The 25483-nt window shown below is 38.6% G+C and carries 29 protein-coding genes and 1 pseudogene; 8 read left to right on the plus strand and 22 right to left on the minus strand.

The genetic code is table 11. The features are described 5' to 3' along the window. Nucleotides 1–139: 139 nt before the first annotated feature. From JOC74_RS07445 to mnhG, 7 genes are read left to right on the plus strand one after another with little or no spacing between them, the layout of a single operon-like run. Entirely contained in the window at nucleotides 140–2545 is a 2406-nt protein-coding gene (locus JOC74_RS07445; protein WP_053603983.1) for a Na+/H+ antiporter subunit A, read from the plus strand. Continuing rightward, entirely contained in the window at nucleotides 2542–2973 is a 432-nt protein-coding gene (locus tag JOC74_RS07450; protein ID WP_053603984.1) for a Na(+)/H(+) antiporter subunit B, read from the plus strand. The genes JOC74_RS07445 and JOC74_RS07450 overlap by 4 nt, the downstream gene beginning before the upstream one ends. Continuing rightward, on the plus strand, nucleotides 2973–3314 hold the full coding sequence (locus JOC74_RS07455) for a Na(+)/H(+) antiporter subunit C (protein WP_053603985.1): 342 nt from the start codon (nucleotides 2973–2975) through the stop codon (nucleotides 3312–3314). The genes JOC74_RS07450 and JOC74_RS07455 overlap by 1 nt, the downstream gene beginning before the upstream one ends. Next, nucleotides 3307–4788: a Na+/H+ antiporter subunit D gene (locus tag JOC74_RS07460; protein WP_053603986.1), complete on the plus strand. Its 1482-nt coding sequence runs from the start codon at nucleotides 3307–3309 to the stop codon at nucleotides 4786–4788. The genes JOC74_RS07455 and JOC74_RS07460 overlap by 8 nt, the downstream gene beginning before the upstream one ends. A 5-nt stretch (nucleotides 4789–4793) precedes the next feature. Beyond that, entirely contained in the window at nucleotides 4794–5270 is a 477-nt protein-coding gene (locus JOC74_RS07465) for a Na+/H+ antiporter subunit E (RefSeq protein ID WP_053603987.1), read from the plus strand. Beyond that, entirely contained in the window at nucleotides 5270–5554 is a 285-nt protein-coding gene (locus JOC74_RS07470) for a Na(+)/H(+) antiporter subunit F1 (RefSeq protein WP_053603988.1), read from the plus strand. Before JOC74_RS07465 ends, JOC74_RS07470 begins: the two co-directional genes overlap by 1 nt. After that, the gene (gene mnhG / locus JOC74_RS07475) at nucleotides 5538–5912 is read left to right on the plus strand and encodes a monovalent cation/H(+) antiporter subunit G (RefSeq protein ID WP_053603989.1); all 375 of its coding nucleotides are present in this window, start codon (nucleotides 5538–5540) and stop codon (nucleotides 5910–5912) included. Before JOC74_RS07470 ends, mnhG begins: the two co-directional genes overlap by 17 nt. Before the next feature lie 72 nt (nucleotides 5913–5984). Here the strand turns inward: mnhG and JOC74_RS07480 are convergent, their stop codons facing one another. From JOC74_RS07480 to JOC74_RS07510, 7 genes are all read right to left on the minus strand, one after another. After that, complete coding sequence (locus JOC74_RS07480; RefSeq protein WP_053603990.1) at nucleotides 5985–6368, minus strand: hotdog fold thioesterase; 384 nt, start codon at nucleotides 6366–6368, stop codon at nucleotides 5985–5987. 15 nt (nucleotides 6369–6383) lie between these two features. Beyond that, nucleotides 6384–7028: a two-component system response regulator ComA gene (gene comA / locus JOC74_RS07485; protein WP_053603991.1), complete on the minus strand. Its 645-nt coding sequence runs from the start codon at nucleotides 7026–7028 to the stop codon at nucleotides 6384–6386. A gap of 121 nt (nucleotides 7029–7149) precedes the next feature. Next, on the minus strand, nucleotides 7150–9450 hold the full coding sequence (locus JOC74_RS07490) for a sensor histidine kinase (protein ID WP_053603992.1): 2301 nt from the start codon (nucleotides 9448–9450) through the stop codon (nucleotides 7150–7152). Between the two features lie 145 nt (nucleotides 9451–9595). After that, a complete protein-coding gene (gene comX / locus JOC74_RS23430) occupies nucleotides 9596–9760 on the minus strand; it encodes a competence pheromone ComX (RefSeq protein ID WP_082363977.1) in 165 nt (54 codons plus the stop codon). A gap of 20 nt (nucleotides 9761–9780) precedes the next feature. Beyond that, nucleotides 9781–10710, minus strand: coding sequence for a polyprenyl synthetase family protein (locus tag JOC74_RS07500; RefSeq protein ID WP_225970217.1), 930 nt, complete (start codon nucleotides 10708–10710; stop codon nucleotides 9781–9783). Nucleotides 10711–10835: 125 nt separating this feature from the next. Continuing rightward, a complete protein-coding gene (gene degQ / locus JOC74_RS07505; protein ID WP_053603993.1) occupies nucleotides 10836–10976 on the minus strand; it encodes a degradation enzyme regulation protein DegQ in 141 nt (46 codons plus the stop codon). A gap of 220 nt (nucleotides 10977–11196) precedes the next feature. Next, nucleotides 11197–11436 (minus strand): hypothetical protein, encoded by a 240-nt coding sequence (locus JOC74_RS07510; RefSeq protein WP_053603994.1) that lies wholly within the window; start codon nucleotides 11434–11436, stop codon nucleotides 11197–11199. An 88-nt stretch (nucleotides 11437–11524) separates the two neighbouring features. Here JOC74_RS07510 and JOC74_RS07515 point away from each other — a divergent pair, with 88 nt between their 5' ends. Further along, nucleotides 11525–11896, plus strand: coding sequence for a YuzC family spore coat inner layer protein (locus tag JOC74_RS07515; protein ID WP_053603995.1), 372 nt, complete (start codon nucleotides 11525–11527; stop codon nucleotides 11894–11896). A gap of 62 nt (nucleotides 11897–11958) precedes the next feature. Here the strand turns inward: JOC74_RS07515 and JOC74_RS07520 are convergent. The 15 genes and pseudogenes from JOC74_RS07520 to JOC74_RS07585 form a co-directional block, all read right to left on the minus strand. Further along, nucleotides 11959–13180: pseudogene (locus tag JOC74_RS07520) on the minus strand (EAL and HDOD domain-containing protein). A 489-nt stretch (nucleotides 13181–13669) separates the two neighbouring features. Continuing rightward, nucleotides 13670–14431: an ABC transporter ATP-binding protein gene (locus JOC74_RS07525; protein WP_053603996.1), complete on the minus strand. Its 762-nt coding sequence runs from the start codon at nucleotides 14429–14431 to the stop codon at nucleotides 13670–13672. A gap of 3 nt (nucleotides 14432–14434) precedes the next feature. Next, complete coding sequence (locus tag JOC74_RS07530; RefSeq protein ID WP_053603997.1) at nucleotides 14435–15229, minus strand: ABC transporter ATP-binding protein; 795 nt, start codon at nucleotides 15227–15229, stop codon at nucleotides 14435–14437. Then, nucleotides 15226–16017, minus strand: coding sequence for a nickel transporter permease (nikC, locus tag JOC74_RS07535; protein ID WP_376773353.1), 792 nt, complete (start codon nucleotides 16015–16017; stop codon nucleotides 15226–15228). The genes JOC74_RS07530 and nikC overlap by 4 nt, the downstream gene beginning before the upstream one ends. Before the next feature lie 56 nt (nucleotides 16018–16073). Next, nucleotides 16074–17018: a nickel ABC transporter permease gene (nikB, locus tag JOC74_RS07540; protein ID WP_053603999.1), complete on the minus strand. Its 945-nt coding sequence runs from the start codon at nucleotides 17016–17018 to the stop codon at nucleotides 16074–16076. Further along, a complete protein-coding gene (gene nikA / locus JOC74_RS07545) occupies nucleotides 17019–18617 on the minus strand; it encodes a nickel ABC transporter substrate-binding protein (RefSeq protein ID WP_082363980.1) in 1599 nt (532 codons plus the stop codon). It abuts the gene before it with no gap. A 529-nt stretch (nucleotides 18618–19146) separates the two neighbouring features. Then, nucleotides 19147–20613, minus strand: coding sequence for a nicotinate phosphoribosyltransferase (locus tag JOC74_RS07550; protein ID WP_053604000.1), 1467 nt, complete (start codon nucleotides 20611–20613; stop codon nucleotides 19147–19149). 15 nt (nucleotides 20614–20628) lie between these two features. Continuing rightward, nucleotides 20629–21180: a cysteine hydrolase family protein gene (locus JOC74_RS07555; protein ID WP_053604001.1), complete on the minus strand. Its 552-nt coding sequence runs from the start codon at nucleotides 21178–21180 to the stop codon at nucleotides 20629–20631. 100 nt (nucleotides 21181–21280) lie between these two features. After that, entirely contained in the window at nucleotides 21281–21682 is a 402-nt protein-coding gene (locus JOC74_RS07560) for a YueI family protein (RefSeq protein ID WP_053604002.1), read from the minus strand. A gap of 133 nt (nucleotides 21683–21815) precedes the next feature. After that, nucleotides 21816–21938, minus strand: coding sequence for a hypothetical protein (locus tag JOC74_RS23900; RefSeq protein ID WP_264080126.1), 123 nt, complete (start codon nucleotides 21936–21938; stop codon nucleotides 21816–21818). A 113-nt stretch (nucleotides 21939–22051) separates the two neighbouring features. Continuing rightward, nucleotides 22052–22300: a YueH family protein gene (locus tag JOC74_RS07565; RefSeq protein WP_053604003.1), complete on the minus strand. Its 249-nt coding sequence runs from the start codon at nucleotides 22298–22300 to the stop codon at nucleotides 22052–22054. Nucleotides 22301–22384: 84 nt separating this feature from the next. Further along, nucleotides 22385–22606 carry a spore germination protein gene (locus tag JOC74_RS07570; protein WP_053606096.1) on the minus strand — a complete coding sequence of 74 codons (222 nt, stop codon included), beginning with the start codon at nucleotides 22604–22606 and terminating at the stop codon, nucleotides 22385–22387. A 68-nt stretch (nucleotides 22607–22674) separates the two neighbouring features. Further along, on the minus strand, nucleotides 22675–23778 hold the full coding sequence (locus JOC74_RS07575; protein ID WP_053604004.1) for an AI-2E family transporter: 1104 nt from the start codon (nucleotides 23776–23778) through the stop codon (nucleotides 22675–22677). Nucleotides 23779–23858: 80 nt separating this feature from the next. After that, nucleotides 23859–24938, minus strand: coding sequence for a CopD family protein (locus tag JOC74_RS07580; RefSeq protein ID WP_053604005.1), 1080 nt, complete (start codon nucleotides 24936–24938; stop codon nucleotides 23859–23861). After that, nucleotides 24938–25444, minus strand: a complete 507-nt coding sequence (locus JOC74_RS07585) for a copper resistance protein CopC (protein ID WP_053604006.1) — start codon at nucleotides 25442–25444, stop codon at nucleotides 24938–24940. Before JOC74_RS07585 ends, JOC74_RS07580 begins: the two co-directional genes overlap by 1 nt. Nucleotides 25445–25483: the final 39 nt, after the last annotated feature.

Genomic DNA, 25483 nt, shown 5'->3' on the forward strand with positions numbered 1-25483 from the left:
AAAAATTCTAAAAGTATGCAAATTCCATTTCATTTGTTAAAATAATTTCAAGGTCAAAAGATCTTTAATATTCTTTTTCTATACAAAGTAATTTTTTTACAGCATTTGAACAAATACTAGCTAAAGAAGGAGGTTTACCATGTCAATGCTGCATCTCGCCATTTTGTCACCGCTTCTGTTTGCTTTTTTTATCCCCTTCTTATCGAAATATTTACGTAAAATACATACTGGTTGGTTTGTCCTTGTCCTTCCTGTGCTGTTATTTGTTTATTTTATTCAAATGATCAAGTTAACAATGAGCGGAATTGAAATTTCGAGAACCTTCGATTGGATTCCGTCACTCGGGATTTATTTTACAGCGAGAGTAGACGGACTGAGTCTGCTGTTTGCTCTTTTGATTACGGGGATAGGAGCATTAGTGACACTTTATAGTATCTATTACATGTCTAAGAAAAAAGAAGATTTAGGGTCATTTTATGTTTATTTCCTAATGTTCATGGGAGCAATGCTCGGGGTAGTACTAATCGATGACCTTCTCGTATTGTATTTATTTTGGGAGCTCACTAGCTTGTCGTCCTTCCTGTTAATCGGTTTTTGGAATCAACGCAGTCGTTCCCGATATGGCGCAGCAAAATCATTATTAATTACTGTATTTGGCGGATTGTCAATGCTTGGCGGATTCATTTTGTTGTACATAATGACAGAAACCTTCAGCATTCACGAAATGATGATGCAGGCAGACATCATAGCCGCACATCCTTACGCACTGCCGGCATTGATTCTGATCCTATTAGGTGCTTTTACAAAATCTGCACAATTTCCTTTTTACATCTGGCTGCCGGACGCAATGGAAGCCCCGACACCAGTCAGTGCTTACCTGCACTCTGCGACGATGGTTAAGGCAGGTCTTTATATTGTTGCCAGATTCACTCCTATCTTTGCTTTAACCTCAGAATGGATGTGGATTGTTACGCTGACAGGTATATTTACGCTATTCTGGGGGTCGTTTCATGCTGTGAAACAAACGGATCTGAAAGGGATTCTCGCCTTTTCAACTGTCAGCCAGCTCGGAATGATAATGAGTATGCTCGGCGCCGGTTCTGCAGCTTACCATTATGACCATTTTGAATATTACTCAGTTGCAATTGTGGCTGCTATTTTTCATTTAATTAATCACTCAACCTTTAAAGGAAGTCTCTTTATGGCGGCGGGAATCATTGATCATGAAACAGGAACAAGAGATATTCGCAAGCTTGGCGGTCTTATGACCCTCATGCCCATTACCTTTACAATTGCATTAATTGGAACATTTTCAATGGCCGGGCTCCCCCCTTTTAATGGATTTTTAAGTAAAGAAATGTTTTTTACAAGTATGCTTCACCTGTCCGAAGTTGATATTTTCAATTTTGATACGTACGGAATGCTTTTCCCAGTGCTTGCTTGGATTGGCAGTGTATTCACTTTCATATACAGTATTCGACTATTGTTTAAAACATTTTTAGGGAAGCATCAGCCAGAAAAATTAGAAAAAGCGGCCCATGAAGCTCCTCTTGGGATGCTGATCTCACCGGTTATTTTGGCATCACTTGCGATTGTTATTTTTTTCTTTCCAAGTTTGATTGCCTATACTCTGATTCAACCTGCTGTATCAGCAATTTTGCCGGGGCTTCTGAAGGAAGGAGAATATTTCGATGTTCATATTACCTGGTGGCACGGATTATTCTCGCCTGAACTTCTTATGACAATCGCAATTGTTGTAATTGGAATAATCGCTTACGCAACATTGCCTAAGTGGAAAAGGATCTACCGTGCATTTCCTGACAGGCTCTCATTAAACAATGCGTACGACCATCTGTTGGCGGGACTGCAGAAAACATCAAGTAAGATTACAAAAACGTATATGACGGGATTTTTAAGAGATTATTTAAATTATATTTTTGTTTTCTTTATTCTTATGCTTGGCGGAACGCTCATTTTTACCGGAAGCTTTGCTTTTCAAACGAAAGGTTTGGCAAATATCGGGGTTTACGAAATGATCTTGTCTCTAGTCATGGTTATATCAGCTTTGACGACTATCTTAGCCAGGTCCCGCTTAGCGGCCATTATCGCCTTGGGAGTCGTGGGGTATTCACTCGCGTTATTCTTTGTTATCTTTCGAGCACCTGACTTGGCGCTTACTCAGCTGATTATCGAGACCATTTCAGTCGCCTTGTTCTTGCTGTGCTTTTACCATTTGCCAAAGCTAAGGTTCAAACCGAAAACAGTAAGGTTTAAACTGACGAATTTGATCATATCAGCGGGTGTTGGTCTCGTTGTCACTTTAATTGCTATTGCAGCGCAAAGCCAAAGATCTTCAGAAAGCATTGCAGATTTTTTTATAGAAAACAGCTACAAGCTGGCTGGCGGCAAGAATATCGTAAACGTCATTCTCGTCGATTTTAGAGGATTTGATACGTTATTTGAGATAACTGTGCTCGTTATCGCCGCTCTTGGAATTTACGGACTGCTTAACCTGCAAGTAAACAAGGAGGGAGAAGAGAGATGAACGGACACGATACAAACGATTTGATACTGCAAACCATCACAAAGGTAACTAGTTTCATCATCCTTCTTTTTTCTTTTCATTTGTTTTTAGCAGGCCATAATAACCCCGGCGGCGGATTCATTGGAGGGTTAATGACATCATCAGCTATCGTTCTGCTATTGCTCGCTTATGATCTGAAAACCGTTAGACAAGCTCTGCCAATTAATTTTATTTACGTGGCTGCTGCCGGTTTATTAATTGCGATTTTAACAGGGGTCGGATCATTTCTGTTTAATGTTCCGTTTTTGTCCCATTCATTTGGGTATTTTCAGCTGCCTATTCTCGGTAAAACGGAGCTTGCAACAGCGGTGCTTTTTGATATCGGGGTTTATCTTGTCGTTGTAGGCATCACAATGACCATTATTCAAACGATTGGAGAGAAAGAATAGTGGAAATTTTAATGTCAATTGTTATTGGAATTATTTTTATGACAGCAACCTACCTTATGCTGAGTAAGAGCTTGCTGCGAGTCATTGTGGGTACAGCTCTTCTCAGCCACGGAGTACATTTGCTGCTCTTAACCATGGGCGGCTTAAAAAGAGGAGCGGCACCTATCCTTGATAAAGGAACATCTTCTTACGTCGATCCGCTCCCTCAAGCTTTAATATTAACAGCCATTGTCATTTCGTTTGGAGTCACTTCTTTGCTGCTGGTCATGGCTTTTCGCGGCTATCAAGAGTTAAAGACAGACGACATGGATGTAATGAGGGGAAATGATCAGAATGAATAATTTCGTGATACTGCCAATATTACTACCGCTTTTAGCAGCTGTGCTATTAATATTTATGAACAAAAATATTTTGCTACAGAGATGGTTCAGTGCGCTTGCATCCTTTGCAGCTGTTATTGTTGCAGGACTACTTGTACAATCTGTCTTTACAGACGGGATACAGACTTTATATGTGGGAGGCTGGGAAGCCCCTTTTGGAATCACACTGGTCGCTGATCAGTTTGCAAGCCTACTGGTTCTGACTACTGCCATTATTGGGTTTCTCACTATCCTATATTCCTTTCGTACAATCGGAAAAGGGAGAGAAAAATATTTTTACTATCCTGCCGTTCAGTTTTTATTGGTCGGTGTAAGCGGAGCATTTTTAACCGGAGATATTTTTAACCTATTTGTATTTTTTGAAGTTTTGCTTATGGCTTCCTATGTTTTAATCGTGCTGGGCGGTACGAAGATTCAGCTTCGGGAATCTCTGAAATATATCGTTGTGAATATCATTTCTTCCGCTCTCTTTGTCATAGCAGTCGCTTATTTGTATGCCGTAACGGGTACGTTGAATATGGCCGATTTAAGTGTAAGAATTTCGGAAATGCAAGACACAGGTATCATAACTGTCATTTCTATTTTGTTCTTAATTGTTTTCGGATTAAAAGGAGCCATCTTCCCTCTGTACTTCTGGTTACCCGGCTCATATTACGCTCCGCCGGCACCAGTTGCTGTCCTTTTTGGCGCACTGCTCACAAAGGTAGGAGTCTATGCAATTACGAGAGTATTTACGCTAATTTTCACACAGGATACCGGATTTACCCATGAAGTTCTAATGTGGATGTCTGCACTCACCATTCTATTTGGCGTCATTGGCTCTCTCGCATACTGGGATGTACAAAAAATTATTATTTATAATATTATTACGGCAGTAGGTGTCATTCTTATCGGTGTAGCGGCAAACACACCTGCTGCCCTGCAAGGATCCATCTATTATTTGCTGCATGACATGATTATTAAAGCGGCTCTGTTTATGCTCGGAGGTATTTTGTTTGTTATTGCCGGAACGAACAATCTGAAGAAAATGGGAGGTTTGATCAAAAGATATCCATTGGCTGGCTGGCTTTTTCTTATCTCAGCAGTTTCACTCGCCGGAATCCCCCCTTTCAGCGGATTTGTCGGTAAGCTGAAAATTGCCGAGGGTACGTTTACAGCCGGTCGATTTGGAATGGCGTTGCTTGTCTTGCTATCGAGTCTTCTCGTCCTTTATTCGATCGTAAAAATATTTATATTCGCCTTTTGGGGAGAGGAAAAAGACATGGACAAGGAGGAGAAACCTGATATTAAAAAAATGGTTTATCCTGTTGTTCTTGTTTTGCTCCTTTCACTCGCAATTGGTGTCGGAACAGAGTTTGCAGCGCCTTATATTCATCAGGCAGCGGATACACTTCAATACCCGCAAAAATACATTGAAGCTGTTTTGAAGGAGTAGATAAAATGGCATATCAAATTTTATTAAATGTTCTTCTCGCCTGTTGCTGGATGTTTTTAATTGATACTTACTCAGGGACCAGCTTCTTTATTGGTTACGTTTTAGGTATACTTTGCTTGCTGATTATGCGCAGATTTTTTTCTGAACGATTATACTTGATGAAAGCCTGGGCAATCGTGAAGCTGCTTATTATCTTTATTAAAGAAGTGATTATAGCAAATATTAGTGTATTAAAAACGATTCTGTCACCAAAATCAAACTACAAGCCCGGAATTTTTGCCTTTCGTACAGAATTGAGAAACGAATGGGAAATCACGGTTCTTTCATCAATGATTACTCTTACTCCAGGTACGCTTGTCATTGACATCTCTGATGATCGCTCAATTCTTTATATTCATGCCATGGATATCGATGATGCGGAAAAAGCGATCCACGACATTCGTGTATCTTTTGAACTAGGCATCATGGAGGTGAGCCGCTAATGTTTGAGCTAATCATTTACACAGCATTGGGAATATTAGCATTGTCTACGTTTTTATATGTGATACGTGTAATTAAAGGGCCAACTGTTCCAGATCGCGTCGTCGCCTTGGATTCGATCGGAATCAATTTAATCGCCATTACCGGCCTGTTATGTATATTACTCAATACGAGTGTCTTTTTAGATATCATTCTATTGTTTGGAATACTGGCGTTTATTGGGACCGTAGCTTTTTCAAAATTTCTTGAGAAAGGAGAAATCATCGAGAATGATCGTCGCCGCTAAAATATTAATTGCTTATCTCATCATTCAAGGTGCTTTGCTTTGTTTAATCGCTGCTGTAGGAACATTAAGGCTGCCTGATGTTTATACGAGAATGCATGCTTCCTCGAAGGGGGCTACGCTTGGAGTAGCCAGCGTACTGCTCGGCGTATTCTTTTATTATTGGTTCATAAATGGCGTCTTCTCCGGAAAAGTCCTGCTGGGCATTGTTTTTATATTTTTAACAGTGCCGGTTGGCTCCCATCTGCTGGGAAGAGCTGCCTACAGTGTCGGCGTTAAGCTCGATAAACGAAGTGTTCAAGATGATTACAAAGGCCATCGAAATTTTGTCATCAAACATAAGGATGATTCTTATCTTTAAATTTTGAAAAATATTTAGCCGCCCTGCTTCATAAGCAGGGCGGCTTTACTTATCGTATGTATTAATTCGGTCTTAGCGTTTGGTGATAATCGCCATCGTACATCTCGAAATACAAATCAGCCGATGATTCTCGTCCTTGATTTCAATTTGATAAACGATAGTGCTTCTTCCTATATGTAATGGGGTTGCTTCAGCCCGCACAATGCCAGACTGAACGGATTTTATATGGTTGGCATTGATTTCGAGCCCAACGCAAGCTTGTTTTTCCTGATCAATGAGCTGGGATGCTCCGAAGCTTGCCACAGTTTCCGCCAGCGCGACAGAAGCCCCGCCATGCAGCTGTCCAAAAGGCTGCCGCGTCCTGTGATCAACAGGCATAGTAGCTACACAGCGCTCTGGAGAGCATTCCTCCATCTCAATCCCGAGCGCTTCCATCATTGTATTTTGAAAATCCATCTCCATTTCTCCTTGTTACGAATCGAGTACGCCTTCAGATTTAGCAATTAAGACGGCTTCTGTTCGTGATCCCACATTTAGCTTGTTAAAAATTGACGTAAGGCTATATTCAATCGATCTCTTGCTTAAATGAAGAACATCCGCAATTTCTTGATTCGTCAATCCCTGTTCAACCTCCTGAAGAATCAGGCATTCTCTTTCCGTTAATAGCTCGTGCTCATTATTATTCTGTGATTTCGATTTTTTATGAGTAATTAGCTGTTTTAAATAGGGAAACGGAACTAAAATCTCATTATCTATGACATGAGATATGTATTTAATAATTTTCTCCTTCGATTCCGCTTTGCTGATGGCTCCATACATTCCGGCTTTAATCGCCTCATCAAAATAATCATCAACCTCATATCCAGTATAAACGACGATCTTACATGAAGGATACGCTTCCAATATCTTTTTTGTCAGATCGATTCCATTCACATTTCCGAGATTCAGATCCATTAAAATGACATCATATAATGAAAAATCATTATTTTTCACGAATTCATCTTCACTGGAATGGGGATTAAGACAGTCAACTACATATTCCTGATTCGTCTCAAGTATTGCTTTTGTCCCTTCCATAACAGCCGGATGATCATCAATAACCAGTAATTTTTTCATAGTTTCCTCCCTCATCATCACTCATACTTATTTTATATAGAAAGAGAGCGTATTGGCAAGCATGATCAAGAAAAATGGAAGAATAACAAATAAACTTGGGGAACAACCAAGTTTATTTGTACTATAAATATAAATTCATAACAGCTTTAAATCCTCTGCCAACATCCGTTTCAATTTGAAGATCTCCATTCAATGCCCGAACTCTTTCTTGAATACCCGAAAGTCCCATGCTGCCCGATTCCTGTGCATTCAAATTCTTCTTATCATAGCCGACGCCATTATCTTCATAATGCAAAACAATTTTATCCTTTATGCAAACGAGCATAATTAAGACATACGTAGCTTGAGAATGCTTTGCCGTATTTGTAAGAAGCTCTTGAATAATTCGATAAATATTCAGTTGAGAGTCCAGGTCCAATGAAGCATTAAACCTTTCCGAATTCAAGCGTACATCAATGGAAGTCGACTCCTTATATTGGGATATCAGCTTTTTTAATCCCTTCACCAAACCAAGATCATATAGTAGCTGCGGCCGAAGCTCCTGCAGCGTCTCTCTCGTCGTCTGAATAACATCCGTCATTTTTTTGTCAATATTTTGAATCTGGCTATTTACACGATCACGATCTTCTTTATTCCCGTCAAGGAGAACCTCACATTGCCGTTTCAACGAAATTAAATCCTGCAATACAGAATCATGAAGGTCTCTGGCTAAATGTGATCTTTGCTTTTCTTCTATTGCAAACATAAGATTTTTAAGCCATGCAGGATTGGAGCCTTCTTTTTTCACTTCCTCCAAATGATCCATCAATTCTTCTATTTTAATGAAATTCTCTAACGAAACACTAGTATAAAAAGAGAGCGTCTCCAGCCATGAAATTTCATCTCTGGTAAGCTTAGGGGTATTTAAGACGGAAAGGCACAAAATGACAAAAGACCGCTCTCCTCGTTCGCCGATTTTTAATACGAAACCCTTGTCAATTTCGACAATCTTCCCAATTCCCTCAGTCACATTAATTATTTCCGCAGTATATGGTTCCCATTCACGTTTCTGATCCTTCTCTTCGCTTAATCTTTTAATGGAACCATCGGTCTTCACTTCTAAAACAAGCGCTTTACTGACAATCAACACGTCTAAAATCGTATTTTTCAGCTCAGTCAATACCTGATTCAAAGATGTTGCACTCCGAATCAGCTGCGTAAACTTATAAATGCTGTCCTGATAATTAAACTTCTCTGAAAAACGCTTTAATCGGAAACGGAAATCGAGAATTTCTTTTAAATAAAAAACCGCAAGAATTATTAAATACGTAAATACGATATATTTAATCGTAGTAAATCCAGTCGAAGCCTCTCCGCTTAAAAATGTAAAAACTATTGCTAAAAGAATCGTAGGCAAAATACTTAAAAACCCATAATACTTAAATCTCCCCAACAAAAACTCGATATTGTATATTTTTGTCGCCACAAATTGATAGACAAGCGAAAAAGGAATAAGCAACAAAAAAGGAACAAGATACACAGCAGAAAAAATAAAATCACCATAGAAAACAAAAGGCAGAACATAAAGCAAAATAAATGGAGTAAAAGCAATACAATTATTAAGAAATAAAATTCTCAATAGATACGCTTGCTCTGAAAATTTATACTTTATTAACCCATATAAGATAAAAGAAAACGAGATAATCAAGATAACTAAAAATGAAATCAGTATTATATTTTTGGAAAGATCATAAGATATATGAAAAAATTCTCTGAAATAGTCAATTAAAGAAACTATTAAACCAATAGGGTACAACAAAAACAATATTTTACTATTAAAAAATTTCTTTCCAGTTTCTTTGAAATATTGATATATAAAATGAAAATATAACACAGGTACTTCTAAAAAAGTTAAAAATGTAAGGCTCTTACTAAAAATATCTCCTCTGGCGGTTGCAACTCCACCCATATATGAGACAGAGGTAACCAATAAAAAAAGAATTAATATAAATGCAGATGGCAAATTTAAATTTTTATTTGATTTCAAAATAAAATAAATACAGTAAAGACATAAAAAATAGAATAAAAATGGGATAACTAGCATAAATAGATTCTCAGAACTAATTAAGCTATAACCTAGTTGAAAATGAATAGTTTCATTTCCTCTTTTTATCATAAATGATTGTAAATTTTCATCAACTATAGATAATTTTCCATTTGGATGTTCTTCATTAACCTCAGTAATTATATCTCCTATTTTTACATGTAGACCCGCAGCAAGAGATCTAGGTTCGATATCAATTACTTTTAGATAACCTTCATTTGTTTCTGTTACTTTCATTCCTGATTGAATTGGATTTATATGAACAGTAATCATATAAATCATAAAAGCGATGCTCAAAAATATAGCAATATAAGCAACTTTATTTAAATTTACTCTCATAAAAACCATCCTAACAAAGCAGGCTCCTCTAAGAAAGAACGTATTAAATTAAACAGATATCAATTAACTATTATATAATAATTTTTACAAGTTTTACTTTCTACTATGAATTTAATTTTAAAAAGAATAAAGAATCTGGGGAAACTCACCCTCCCCAGAAGCCTCCATCACTTTTCACACTAAGCTGCTTCAAACCTTCAGTAATTACATTCAATTCGTCTAAATTCACACCTAATAAACTCGCTTTACCCTCTAATACCTTTTCGACAACATCAGGATTTTGAATTAAAAAATTTACGATATCTTGCACTTACCTTTCTCCCCTTTTTGTTAAAATTTATCAAACATGACTGATTGAATAGTCATGAGCTGATCTTTTGGCAGTGTAAGCTTTTCCATTTCTTTTTTCGCGTGATGAATGGCAAGGTTTTTCATGACGTTCATGTATTGTGTGACTCCTGCGACATGGAGTTTTTCTTTGTATTCTATTATATCCTTGAATTCTTGCTGAAAGAATCTGCCGTGATCGATCATGCTGAGGATTTCTGAGGAGTGCGTGGTAAATTCCCGGGAAAGATATAGGTAAGCTAGCGAACGCTTTTGTTGTTTTATATCATTATTATGTTCCTGAAAGAGCCCTTTATAGTCATTTTCAATTTGAGCAGCAATTCCCAGCTGATAAGCGTAGGCTTCTATACAAGGATAAGCTTTTCCGTTCGCGAGCAAGGTTCCGAGGATACACGATAAAGCAAATAAAGATCCAGCTTTTAGCTTCATCATTTCCAAGCACTCATCTTCGGTTGCCATTTCATTTTTCAAATCCAAATGCTGGCCCTGCATTGATTGCAATGCATAGCGTGAGGCTGCTGACAGTAAATGAACGTTTGAGCCGGCTGCGCATATTGTATGAATACCAATTGTATAAATAGAAGTCGCAGCGTTTAAAGCAATTGGGGGACTGAGCTTCATCCAAGGAGCATCGAAATTGTCTTCATCTTCCAAATCATCAAAAATGTCAAAAGAAAGTATCAAAAGTTCTATTCCTGCAGAAAGAGTTTGAATAGATGACTCATCTTGCCCACCAAACGCTTGATAATGACAGGAGGCCATATTTGCAAAAGGAAACTGGTCTTTTTCTTCAAGAAACATTGTTAAATGCTCTTGCAGTTCACCTTTATGTAAATGTTCCTCTATCGTACGCCTCATTTTGTTTTTAATGCTGCCAGGCTCTAGATAAATTTGCTTAGAAATGATACTCACTCCCTCAAAACTATTTTACTAAATCGAGAGAGAGAAAGATAGAGTATTTTTATATGAATTGCAGTTTTATGAAGAAATATGTATTTTCTTGCAAATAAAAAAAGACCTGCAGAAGATGCAAGTCCTTACGAGATTTTTACGTAAGCGTATTTGTCATATTTGTCAATGCTCTTATTGATCATTCGGAGAGAGTTATTCGTTTCTTTAATATCCGTTTCCAGTTTGCTCAGCAATTGCTTCAATTCTTCAATATTATACTGATTCATAATCGGATTCCACACTCCTTTTTGGAAGATCAATGCATTTGTATTTGTCCGAAAGAACTAGTTTTGATCTGCTAACTATAGTTTAAATGGTATCGGGTATATTTTCACCGAAAATTAGGCGAAAACATTCATGCGTGACACCGCAAAATTCAATAGGTCATATTTCATAAATTTACTTCACGATTCGGCAAGACTTTGTTCTCAGGCATAAAAAAAGACTCTATTTAGCAGAGTCTAAAGGAGTGTTCCAATATTCATCAATTAAGCGTGTTGCCTCTATTTTACCCAGTTCTATCAACGTCTTTCGATCTGAATTCGTTCCGATGTACTGGACCGTGAAATCTTCTATCCCGTTTTTCGACAGCAAACATTCAAACTCTCCGACGCAATGATTCATGGTGACCGAAAAAACCGCAACAAGTTTGTCGTCCAACACAAAAATCTGCGAATGCCCAGACATATTGATAAATATCCTCCTTATTTTTGACTTGTTTCCCTTCTTCAACAAACAATACTTAAATCCCTTTATTATCGAAAGAGGTGGATTAATGTTTCATTATTTTCCTTATTATCACCCTTATTACCGAGTTATATACAATAAGCCGCAATATTATCGCCATCCTGCACTGCCGCCGGTAAACCCGCAGATTTTTATGAAATCTGCCAAGCAAAGCACGCTTCTCCTTAAACAAGCAGAAATTTTAGTATTAAAGCTTTCCAGTTCTCCTGATTTGTCAAAAAATATAATGGCTGCAGCTCAAGAATCCAAGGAAAAAATAGTTCTTCAGCTCTTAAAACAAACTGGGGTTACAAGTGACCTGCGTGTCATGTTTAATCCTGATGGGATCCATATTGAGCTTTCTCAATCGAACGAAAAAGTCACTCTTTTTTTGCGGTGGTCACTTGAAGGAAATATCTGAGTGGGGATAACTTGCGGACTATACATGCATAGTCCGCAGGGAATATAAATCAACATGTCATTCTAAATAATCAGCAGGTTTCCGCTCCATTCAACAGCTTTTAAATAACATTGGTATGCCTCTTTTTTCGAAATATCGGCAATATTGATTTCATCCCACTTATTACGCTCAATGCATTTTGCCATATGTAATACATATCTATAGTCGTTGTCATTTCCATGAAGTGCACCTTTGACCTCATCAAGCAAAGGCAATTCGTTAACTATATCACCCACTTTACCGTGTAAAAGTGTATCTATAAATGAAAACATGCCGATAAGCATGTATGAGGCAGGATGGTCCCTGTATGTTTTTTTGGCAAGAAGTTCACATAACTTTCCTCTGATTAGCGACAACTTGATGACTTCCCTTTTGCTTGAGTGTTCCTTTAAAATGAAGATTTTTAAAAGAAAGAATATAAATCCAGCGCCTGATTTCGGTAAATCCGAGCATTACAATGGCGTGCCTGATGCTGGTGATTTTTTTCTTTCGATAAAAGGCAGGAGAATTCAATAACTTTAATAATTGATAGGAAAGACTTAAATCCCTTTCAATAAAATGGGTCACCCTGTGAATGCTCGGTTGTTCTTTGATTAATTCATCCAACAGCTGATAATACGAGTGAAAGTGCAAAGACGGATCTTGTCCCGATACAACTTGCGGTTCGCTGAAAAAATATCCTTGAAACAGCTGAAATCCATGCGCCATCGCTTGATGATAATCCTTGCGTGATTCTACTTTTTCCGCCAGAAATTTTATGTTGTACTTTTGATAAAGATCGACGAGTCGTTTTCGGTCCGCTTGCGTGGTCTGTAAAAAGTCCACTTTTAAAATATCAATGGATTGAAATAAGACGGGCAATAGTTTTTCTTCAGCTGATCTGGAAATTGAAAAATCATCTAAAGCAATCGTATACCCTAACCCTTTCAATTGCTTGCACCTGGCAATAAGTTCTTTCGTAATCGGTATATCTTCAAGGATTTCAATAACTAGTTTATTAGGGTCAAAATATGTCAGAAAATCAGACTTTAGTAAGCCATATGTAAAATTAATGAAGCACTTTCTTCCTTCAGTCAGACGGTCCATCCCGATGTTGAAAAAGCTGTTGATCATAACGTCTGTAGTAGCTTCATCCCCATTTTTGACAGAATAATTATTAACTTCATTCGTTCGATAAAGAAGCTCGTATGCGACTACTTGCTCCTTTCTGTTGAAAATAGGTTGTCTGGCCACAAAAACTTTCATTTCCACACCCTCCTCGACGCCATTTTTTTAAACATTCACCAACTAAACCACATCCATCTTTTTATCGGCTGGACGACAATTTATTTTGAACTTCGCAAAGGAAGTTAGTTTTTCATGTCTCGGTATTTTCTAGTAACTTTCAATCTATGGGATCTTTAGATCAGTGGAGCAGCCCTTTTCTACTAGTCTTCCTTAAGGTGACCTAAAGCCCCTGAGATGAGCATACGTTCCAGTTAACTTTGAAGCATCCATATTATTCAACACTCGAAGTGGCAGCGTCATTTAAATTTCAATATTAAAAACCCAATTCCTCTGTATTAAAATAGAGAAATTGGGTTCTTTTTCGTTACACCATTAAAGCGCCAAGATTGCTGAAGATAGTGATTTTTCGGTTGAAATAGTTTTGCAAATGATTGAATATGTTTTTATTAGTTAATACATGAGCAGTATTAAGATTAATATTGGTGCTGTTATTCACTATCGTTCTATTTAAAAAATTGAAATGAGCTCTTTTGTATAAGGATGGCGTTCCTCACCAAATAAATGATCGCGGATAAATTGATCGACAATTTTCCCCTCTTTCATAACCATAATCCGCTGGCTCATTTGGCTGACAGCAGCAAGATCATGTGAAATAAATAAGTAAGAGAGATTTAAAGTTTCGCGAAGCTCTGTCAATAAAGTAAGTACTGCCCCTTGCGAGATGACATCAAGGCTTGCGGTTGGCTCATCTAGAACAATGAGCTCAGGTTCAATGCTGATCGCACGAGCAATCGTTACACGTTGCCTTTGTCCGCCGCTTAATTCATGAGGATATTGATTTGCTATACCTGACGGCAGCTCAACGGCTTCAAGGAGTTGCTTTACAAATGCGTCCCTGGAGGAATAGGAGAAATGACTAAGGTTAAGTTTCCTACTGTATTGGGCATAAGGGTCAATCAATGAATCCTTTATTTTAAGCTTTGGATTTAAGGCAGCTGCTGGATTTTGAAGCACGATTTGAATGTTTTTTCTATAAGGATGTAACTGATGCTCATTAAGCTGTTCAATTGCTTCATTCTTAAAATAGATCGAGCCGCTGTCAATTGGTTCAATCCGCAGCAAGCAACGAGCCAGTGTGCTTTTACCACAGCCACTTTCACCGACAATGCCAAGACATTCACCCTTTTTCAGTTCAAATGAGAGGTTGTTCACAGCTGTTTTTCCAGCTTGATATGATTTCGTCAGTTGTTTAACAGCAAGAAGACTCATACGTTAATATACCTCCTGTAACCCTGATGGGAGGCCACGTCCTAGTGTAGGTGCGGCCTGGATCAACCGCTTTGTATATTCATGCTGCGGATGGTCAAGTATACGATGCTTCCCGCCTGATTCAACGATTTCCCCTTCCTTCATGACAGCTAGACGTGTCGCATATCGTCTGACATGGCGCCAATCATGGGTAATGAATAAAATTGCACAGCCTGTTTCTTTTTGCCGCTTTGCAAGTAATTCTAAAATCCTGTGCCCTGAGACACTGTCAAGTGCCGTGGTTATTTCATCTGCAATTAATAAATCAGGTGACAGCAAAAGCGCCATAGCTATCGAAATTCGCTGAAGTTGTCCGCCGCTTAACTGAAACGGGTATCGACTGTACAAAGATTCATCTAATCCAACTGAGTGAATTGCATCCAATGAATTTACCTTCCTATTTTTAGCATCTAGAATACCGTGTGCTTTCTGGTATTCTTCAAGATGCTGGCCAATTGTTCTAAACGGTGTAAAAGAACCCTGATAATCTTGAAAAATATAGGAAAGCTTTTTTCCAAGAATTGTCCTCATCTGTTTAGGTGATAACGATAGCAAATCTTCTTCCTTAAAAATAATCTTTCCCTCAGCCTGCAAATTAGGTGAAAGCATTCGTCCAATTGCTTGTGAGAGTATGCTTTTTCCGCTCCCGCTTTGACCAACCAGTGCATACCACTCTCCTTCACGAATAGAGAGTGACACGTTATCAACAATTTTCTTTTCTCTGCTGCTAATCGATACTTGCTCAATTGATAAAATCATTGCCGCACCTCTTTTTTTACATCAAAATGGTCACGTAAATAATCACCCAGCATATTCGTTAGCAGCACAACAACCACAATAGCTAAACCAGGGTATATCATTAATTCAGGTTTTGACTGAAAATACGGACGTGAGTCGTTTAGCATCGCTCCCCATTCAGGGATTGGGGGTTGTGTACCAAGACCAATATATGACAAGGAAGAAATAAGCAAGATAATTTTGCCTAAATCAAGACTTGCCAGAACCAGAACATGTCCAACAATATGTGGTAATAGATGCTTACGCATGATTTTACTTGAAGATAGTCCGTTAATCCTAGCAATCAGTATATAATCCTTTTGAGATTCTGATAAAACCGTGCTGCGAACTAGACGAGCATAACTAACCCACTTGACAATCACAATCGCAAGCACAAGGTTGCCGATGCCCGGTCCAAGTAATCCACTTAGAACAATTGCGACAATCGTATCTGGAAAGGCTAAAAATCCATCGGCAATTCGCATAAATACCCGATCAACTAAACCGCGTTTATATCCCGAGATAAGACCAAAGGGGATTCCAATGATGAGAGCAACTATCAGCGCCAGCAAGCTATAACCGATAGTCTGCTGACCGCCTAGTAAAAGCCTGGTCAGTACGTCCCGGCCAAGTTGATCTGTTCCAAGCGGATGCTGAAAACTCATCCCCTGGAGGCGTCCATCGAGAATTGTTAATGTTGGATCATGCTGCAAATAAAAAAAAGCATATAGGATGGCTGCTAAAATAAGAAGTACACATATCAGTGCCATCATCCCTTGCCAACTGTGCTTTTTTACCTTTTGCAAACGTATAGACAATCCTTTCATCAGTTGGTCCCCTTCTCTTTTAGTTTCATTTCGGGATTTAAATACCGGTAAGATAAATCCACACATGTATTTACAATGAAAATAATGATCGCCATGATTAAAATATATCCTTGTATAAGGGGATAATCTCGTTGACGTATCGCATCAACGACAAGCTTTCCTATCCCCGGATACGCAAATAATACTTCAATCACCACTACACCACCAATCAAGCTTCCTAAACTGACTCCGAATACAGTAATAACTGGAGGCAGGCTGTGTCGAAATGCATGCACTACAAAAATTCGCCGTTCTGACAACCCACGCGCTCTCGCTGCACGGATAAATTCCTGACTAAGCGAATCAAGTAAGCTGGAACGAAGCAAACGCACATATACACTTGAAATGGCCAACCCAAGTGTCAATGACGGTAAGATCAATGAGACAAATCCGTCTCTTCCCATGGTTGGAAGCAAGTTGAAACGTACACCAAATAAATCAATAAAAATAAGGCCAAGCCAAAAACTTGGGATGGCCGCACCAATAATTGATAGGATTCTACTCATATGATCAATCCAGCTATTCCGATTAAGGGCAGATAGCGATCCGAGTGGAATTGATACGACCAGCATGACAATCAACGAACCAACGGCTAATTCGATTGTGGAAGGCAGCCCCATTAAAATCATATCCATTACAGGTTGACCCGTGACATAAGAGTTCCCGAAATCAAGCTGGATAAATTTAAGCAGCCAAAGTCCGTACTGGACGAGCAATGGCTTGTTGAATCCCATCTCTTCCCTTAATGCTTCTACTTGCTCCTGACTAACTGATAGCTCATCAACATTCAAAATGGTCAAAACAGGATCGCCAGGGGCAAGCCGAACAAACAAAAAACTGACAAATGTAATAAATAACGTAAAAAATAGAACTTCAAAGAATTTCCGAGCAAGAATTTGAACCATTTACTTCACATCCAACTGGTTTATAATCATGTAATATTCACTTCGTGTGGTCACCCAATTTTTCACTTTGTTTTCGTTATACGCAACAATGGTGGAAGGATGCAAGACAAATGAATTGATCACATGATCATGGACATAATCAGCTGCCTGCTCAGCAAGAACAGCTCGATCTTCTTGACTGACGGTTTGATTGAGCTTGTCAATAATTCTAGTCAGTTCAGGCTCTTCTGCACCGCTAAAGTTGAGAGCGCCGGTTGGATGATAGGTTGCATTTAAATAATATCCAGCATCTCCGCGCGGGGCTGTTAAATTACTATACGTAGCCAAATCCCAATCGCGGTTTGACGCCATATATTCCTCAGGAATATCAATTTGGCGAATTTCAACATCAATACCGATTCGTTTTGCGTCCGATTGAAAAACTTGAGCAATTAATGGCAAGTCTGCTCTTGCACTGTAGGTTAATAGGGTAAATTTAAGCGGCTCTCCGTCTTTTTGCATTTTCCCTTTTTCAAGTGAATAACCAGCTTCCTCCAAGTACTTAACAGCTATGTCCGTTCCCGTTTCGCTCTGTTTATAAGATGGGGAAAACGGCAGTGATTGTAAAAATGGCCCAACAGCAGGTTCTGCATATCCTAAAAGAATCGTATCAACAATTTTCTTGCGGTTAATCAACGCATCAACAGCGCGACGCACATTAACATCCTGCAAACTTTTGCGTTCCATATTCATCGTCATTTGATGTACACGGAATGTTGCAGTCGATTCAACTTCAATTCCATCTTGTGCTCGTAACGATTCCAAGCTTTCTACCTCTGGACGATAAACAATATCTACTTGCCCAGACTTCAGTGCAAGCGAACGAGCATTTGCATCCTCATTAAAAGCGAATGTGACTGAATTAAGATTTGAAGCCCCATCCCAATAATCAGCATAGCGCTCGAGCTCAAGCTTGCTTCCAGGTGTAAATGACTTCAATATAAAAGGTCCTGTACCGACCGGTTTGTTGACAATATCCTCTTCTGTTACGTCAATGATCGAAACGTTTGGGTTAACAAGCTCAGAAACAAACTCCGGAAAAGGTTCTGTCGTCGTAATTTTTAATGTATAGCCATCAGCTTCAATCTTATCGATTTTGAGTGCATTTTGAATAGCAACGCTTTCTTTCAGCGCTCGTTCAAGAGAGGCTTTCACGTTTTCAGCATCCATTTTATTACCATTTTGAAACGTGACATCTTCACGAAGTTTAATTGTCCAATGTTGCCCATCCTCACCTTCCCAGCTTTCTGCCAGCCATGGTTCAATAGTTAAATTTTCTTCATCTAGTCGAACTAGAGTTTCAGTTATCCCTGCTCTTAACGGAACATAACTTGAATCAACATGAGGATCTAGTGAATTAGTGGAGAAATTATAGAGAAAATCGATGTGCTTGTCTTCTGCTTTTTCTTCATCAGCACTATGCGAGTACTGCGTACAAGCACTTAAAAAGCTAACACATACCAATAAGATACTAATTTTAAGAAAGTGATTTTTTATGTATTTATGGGAACTTTTAAAACTGACGCAGCCGTGCCGATTATTATTTTTAATTATTTTCATAGTATTTACCTCTTTTTTCGTAATCATTCCGATTTATATCATATCGTAATGATTCTTATTTATCAAGGACAATATTTTCATAAATTAGTTTATTTACTAGATTACTTGTGTTTCTTCCTCCATGATTACCTTAAAGCTGGATGATACTTTAATCGTGAAAAAGCAGACGTTTTGAACGGGCTGAGCTTTTAATAAATGAAGGAGAATGTGTTGGATTAATCGGTGAACGCGGAAGTGGGAAGAGCACGAATATCCCGAGTGAATAACCGCACTACTTGATAAAGTAGGGCTTCCTCATTCTGTGTTGGAAAAATATCCTCATGAGCTTAGCGGTAGAACTTATTGAAGATCTTAATACTAAATGGAATAACCGAATCCAGCAATCTTTGCAATAATTACTTCTCTCTTAATGTCCCTATAATGAGTTAATCATTTTATCTTTTATACACTGCAAAAAATAAAAAACAGAGGGGATATCCTCATCCCCTCTGATTGCTCGATTACCAAGGTTTCCTCTTATGGTATCACTCTAATCCTCTTTTAAGCTTTTCGCTTTCTCTTTTACCTCTTGAATTAAATTCATTTTATTTGTCCAGCAGGCTTCGCTTAAATCAACCGGATATTCCTCGGGTTTGCTGATCCTTTTATATTCTTCCCAGAGGAGGTTAAGATTTTCCTTTGCATAGCTTTGTATTTCACTTATAGAGGGCTTTTCATACATTAGCTCTCCCTCTTCAATTATCGTTTCATGCAGCTCCTTCGCGTCAAAGTCTGTAACGAATTTACTGATAAACGTATGGACCGGGTGAAACATTTTAATCTTCTCTTGATCATTTACTGGTTCGTTTTCAAGTGCGATATAATCTCCCTCAGAATGGTTGTTCAAGCGATTGATGATGCGATACACTCTTTTTCTCCCGGGAGTGGTGACTTTTTCAGGATTTGAAGAAATTTTTATCGTATCGACCATTTCTCCGTCTTCTTCGATCGAAACAAGCTTATAAACTGCCCCCAGCGCCGGTTGGTCATACGCTGTGATCAGCTTTGTTCCGATTCCCCATACATCTATTTTTGCACCTTGCGACTTTAAATTTAAGATCGTGTACTCATCCAAGTCACTGGACGCGATGACCTTTGCCTCTTTGAAGCCTGCTTCATCGAGCATTTTTCTCGCTTTTTTCGATAAATACGCAAGGTCTCCGCTGTCCAGACGAACTCCGATAAAGTTGATACGATCTCCAAATTCTTTTGCAACTTTAATCGCATTCGGAATGCCTGATCGAATCGTATCATATGTATCGACAAGAAACACACAATCTCTGTGGGTTTCCGCATATTTTTTAAACGCTTTATATTCATCACGATAAGCTTGGACCAGAGCGTGGGCATGAGTCCCTGAAACCGGGATGTTAAAGTGCTTTCCGGCACGTACATTGCTTGTCGATTGGAAGCCTCCAATAATAGCCGCTCTTGCTCCCCACATCGCCGCATCCATTTCGTGAGCCCGTCTAGTACCAAATTCCAAGGCATCCTCTTCTGGAATCACTTGTTTGATTCTGGAGGCTTTTGTAGCGATTAATGTTTGGTAGTTCACAATGTTTAACAAAGCAGTCTCAATCAACTGAGCTTCCGCCAATGGTGCTTCAATCCTCATCAGCGGTTCATTGCCGAATACTAGCTCTCCCTCTTTCATGCTGTACAGGGAGCCGCTGAAGGTCAGTCCTTTTAAATAGTTGATAAAGTCAGGCTTGTAACCAACCTCTTCTTCTAAATAGGCAAGATCACTGTTCGTAAATTTAAACTTTGTTAAATACTCGATCGCTTTTTCAAGCCCCGCAAAGACAGCATATCCGTTTTCAAAAGGAAGCTTTCGAAAAAAAAGCTCGAAAATTGCTTTTTTCTCATGTATTCCGTCTCTCCAGTATGTCTCAACCATATTGATTTGGTATAAATCTGTGTGTAAGGATAAACTGTCATCTTTATAACGGTGTTCCAACTCTATTCCCCTTTTCTATTCGACAACTTCCGCTCCGATACTGTTTTGAAAATGTGAGAGTGCCCACTCATGTCCAGTTTGATTAAAGCTTGCTACCGCGTGTTTATGGATGACAATGTCAAACCCTTTATTGTAAGCATCAACAGCCGTATGCAATACACAAATATCAGTACATACACCAATCAAATGAATTTGGCTGATGTCTCTCTCTCGCAGCTTAATCTCCAAATCTGTTCCTGCAAAAGCGGAATATCTTGTTTTTTCCATGTAATAAACATTCTTCTTGCTTTTGTGTAAAAGATGGAGCTTCTTCAAATCTCCATAAAGTTCTTTTCCTTCTGTATTTTTTATATTATGCGGGGGAAATAATTTTGTCTCAGGGTGAAACGGGTCATCCTCTAGATGTGAATCGACGGCGAAAACGACATATTCATCCTGTAGAATAAAACGATCTGTTATTTGAACAACTGCCTCTTCTATTTGCTGTCCTGGTTCACCACAGGTCAGCTTGCCGTCAGCAGCAACAAAATCGTTAGTATAATCAATGCAGATTAACGCTTTTTTCACTCTTCTCTCCCCCTGATTTTTATATTTATTAGTATAGCCAAGTCACAGCAGCTTTGAAAGAATTAAATTTGCCGACTATTGCATAGCAACACCCGGCTCATTATTTCTTATTTGAAAGTTGAGATTTACGAAATATCTCGTCTTCTATATATATCTTATCTTTATCGACAGCTGTGGGCGCCGCCAAAACTAATCCCAGGAGCGGATGAAATGAATCGGATACAATCGTAAAATCGTTCCCCGACTTGTTTGCTAATTGAATATATTTAGAAAAATCGCCATAGTTCATTTGTCCGTTCAACAGCAATTTTGCTTCTTTATTAGAATTCAATGCTTGTTCAACTTCTTTATAAACCGCCTTCCTCCTTACTTGCCCAATTGTTAACGCAATAATTACCCGTTCGCGAATCGAGCCTAAAAAAAGCCGGCGTTCGTCCTTTTTTGTTTCAAGAGTACCGTATATGCCCTGTTGGATATATTGGTCCATTGAAGAATCATCCATGCGAATCCTCCTGCATTTAAGTGTTTGAATCCAGTATAAAGCAAAATAAAGCAAAACTTCAAATAGCAAGGATTCAAACTATCATTCGCCCAATATGATTCCAACTGTCCATATTTCGAATTTATAAGAAATACTACATTACCGCCCAAACCATTCCAACCAATTTTAACCATCCAAAAAACGAAATCCATAACGGTATGCTGAAAACCGTTGCCCAGCACATACCTCTGATAAATGAAAAATCATAATTAGTCATTATTAGCCCTCCCTTGTTTCAGTATGGCCATAAACAAAATGCTTCAATCTTTTTGTAAACGCTTTCAATTAATAGTAATATTTTTTTATGCTTCAATATAAGAAAATATGTCATTACATCTCAGTAACCCATTGAACCATTTTAATTGCAAGCTCTTGAGCCGCTTCTCTTGTCGTTCTATTTTGAAGTGATTGGTCAATTGTTAAAAACAGTTCTTCTTTTTCATCCTCATAAGAAACGAGAATACTCCATTCCAAGTCAGGGACAGCAATCAGCGTATGATTTTCTTTCCTGTTCTCGTGAAGGTAAACCTGGTTGATCGGAATATGATTTGCTGTAAGATTCGCTTTTCTAATTTTCATTTTTTTACTCTCCTGATGATTTGGTTTTATTATACAACAAATAGGACTGATTTCATACAAAAAAAGCATTCCAAATTAGGAATGCTATCCATTAAATGCATCGAATTGATCAAAAACATCAGAATCATCAAGTTTCGTACTGCTTTTTTGATTCATAAACCAATTGTAATCTCCCGTATTAAATGCACCGGATCCTCCCGATGACTGGAAAGCACTTTTCGGTGAGATGGCAAATACATCTCCAAAGCTTGTGATTCCGTTATCTAGCAAATTCTCAATCCGTATAGGTCCGACAATAGCAGGCACCATCTATTCCCCCTACTTTTTTTCCCATAGTATGAAAGGGGTAGGCTGATTGTGCCTGTTTATCGGTATCAAGCCTGTTTCTCTTTATCCAATACGGAAAGCTGCCGTAAACGAATAAGCCGAACTACATTTAGGGTGAATGCTTTTAATACGGCATAAACCGGGACAGCCAATATCATTCCGAGTACACCGCCGAAGCTGCTTGCGCCAATTAAGAGCAGAATAATCGTTAATGGATGAGTATTGATTCGTTTTCCGATAACCAGTGGAGAAATCAGATTTCCGTCAATTTGTTGGACAACAGCAACGACTACGATTGCTAAGAGTGCCTGAGTCGGTGATTCAATCAGAGCGATAATCACAGCCGGTGCAGCTCCAATAAACGGTCCAAGATAAGGAATAATATTGGTAACAGCCACGACAATTCCTAATATTAATGCATAATCCAGACCAATAATCGAATACCCGATAAAACATCCGGTTCCGACAAAAAGGCTGACAATCAGCTGTCCTTGAATATAAGCCGCTAAGGTTGAATACAAATCGTGAAAAATTTTCAACCCTTCTTTTCGGTAATTAACTGGGAGAATTTTCACCGCCAAATTCGGAAAATGCGATCCATCCTTCAACATATAAAATAGAATAAACGGAACAGTTACTATAGCCAGTGTTATATTTGCCATCACTCCAACGATCGCACTTACTCCTTTAGAAAAATTCTGAGGAAGATTTGTCGCATACGAGCTAAGTGTATTTTGCAGCTGAGAAATAGAAACATAATCTTGGTTCAGCATCCATTTATACCATTGCGATTCGTAAAGATTATTTATTAATTGTGGAATTTCCTCAGCATATCGAGGAATATTATTGAATAGATCAGTTATCTGAGAAGTCACGATAGGACCCACTGTAGCAAGGAGGATGCTTACCAATACGATAAATACCAAATAAATCAAAAGAATCGATATCGTTCTCGGCAATTTTTTTTGCAGCAAGTTAACAACTGGATTGAAAATAAAGAACAAAATCCCCGCTATCAAAATCGGGAAAAACAAGGTGGTAACGAATAAGATAAACGGTTCAAATAAAAAAGATACCTTCGTTGAAACAAAAATAATGAGCAAAACAAGCAATATTTGCAGTGTCCAAAAATGTACTTTTGATTTAAGCAAGCCGCTACTCCTCCTGAATACCTTGTTATGATTACTTTCAAACTACTATTCAAATCCAAATATGTCAAACGTTTTTCCCATTAAGAAAAAGAGAAACTGTTCATCGCCGCCAAATAAAACGAAATCATGACAAGAAAGCAAAATAACAGGCCGACTTTTACACTGCCATTTCTAAACAAACTAATATAAAAAAGAGCGAGAAATGAAATGGACATGAATGCAAAGACGACTCCGGCAATGCTTACAGAAAAATCAGCATGGACAGGGATGTTTGCAGTCCCTTTAAAGCTCCTAAAAAGAAAGGACTCTCCGTTTGTCGACAGTGTTTCACCAATATTATGAGGCGGTGATTGAGTCCCCAGGAGGCTTGTAAAGAAAAAGACAACCCCGAGTATGACCGTTTCCGCTCTTATCCAATGCAGTACCCGAAATCGGTTGGACTTTGCATAGGAAGCCAATCCGCCATTCACAATGGCAAAAGCAATGACAGCAAGTACCCCAATATGTTTGATAAACAAATATTGACCGTAAGAAAGCGGAAATGCATTGGCATAATCAAATATATTCATAACGAAACTCATTAAAAAAAGACCGCTTGTGATCATCAGGACAAGACATCCTGCTGCTAAAGGGGTGAACCAATTTAAAAATGCTGACCAGTTTTGCTCCTTTTCCCCAAACCAACCGACGTTCAGTAAAATTCCAACCCATAATACAGCACCTGTGAAATGCAACACATGATTGACGATCCCCCATACAGGAGAAATAGACGCGGAATGGCCTCCGTAACCGAAAACAAAGATAAGCGCAAATAAAAAAAGCAGCTGAAGTAAATTTGGCGCCTTTATCATTCTGAACAACCATACACATAAGCATATGATGACAGTCATCATCCACGCCTGACCCGATCGTAAATCAGTTAATACGGTAAAGAAGGCTTGATAAAAGCCAAAGTCCTTCGAATAAGATAGGCTAAGCTTTAAAATCGGCCCGATGGTTAAGATCGCGATGAGCAGCGGACTGGCTAGCAGTAATTTTTCTGGCACTTGGACAAATGGTTTTTTCGCCTCAGGAATAAATGTCAGAAAAATATGGCCGACCAAAAAAGAAAGAAGCAAGTAAACAAAAAAATCCACTAGGGAGACGAACAAATCCGGCATTATTTTTTCTTCCTTGTTAACAGATAGATACCTGCTGCAAACAAAAGAGCAATAATGCCAATCCACATATAAGCATTTTGGCCTTGGCCACCAGTATCATTGCTATCTGTTAGAGCATTTGTTTGATCATCTTGGTCCTCTGCGTCTTGATTTTTTTCTGAAACATTTACTGAAAAGCCGATGCTATCCTCAACTGTGTGCCCGTCTTCACCGACAATCTTCCATGAAACTGTATATTCTCCGCTTTGCAAAGGCTCTTTAAGAGTACCAGTGATTGTAGAGCCTTCTACTTTTTGGTTTTCAAGATCTATTTCTTCGCTTTCGCGACTTAAAGTCATCGTGCTTAAGTTTTCAATTGGTGTGTTAAAGTGCAATGTGATCTCTTTTAAGGGTTCTTCTATAACTGCTCCATTTTCAGGCGTCGAGTTCTCCAGTGTTGAATGGGCAAAAATGAGGCTCGGATTTGCCAGTAGAAGAACGAGAGTAAATGCTAATATTTTTTTCATGATGATTCCCTTCCTCTCTATACTGCTTCTCTACATTCT

It is taken from the genome of Bacillus capparidis, from assembly GCF_017832095.1.
Lineage (GTDB): Bacteria > Bacillota > Bacilli > Bacillales > Bacillaceae > Bacillus > Bacillus gobiensis.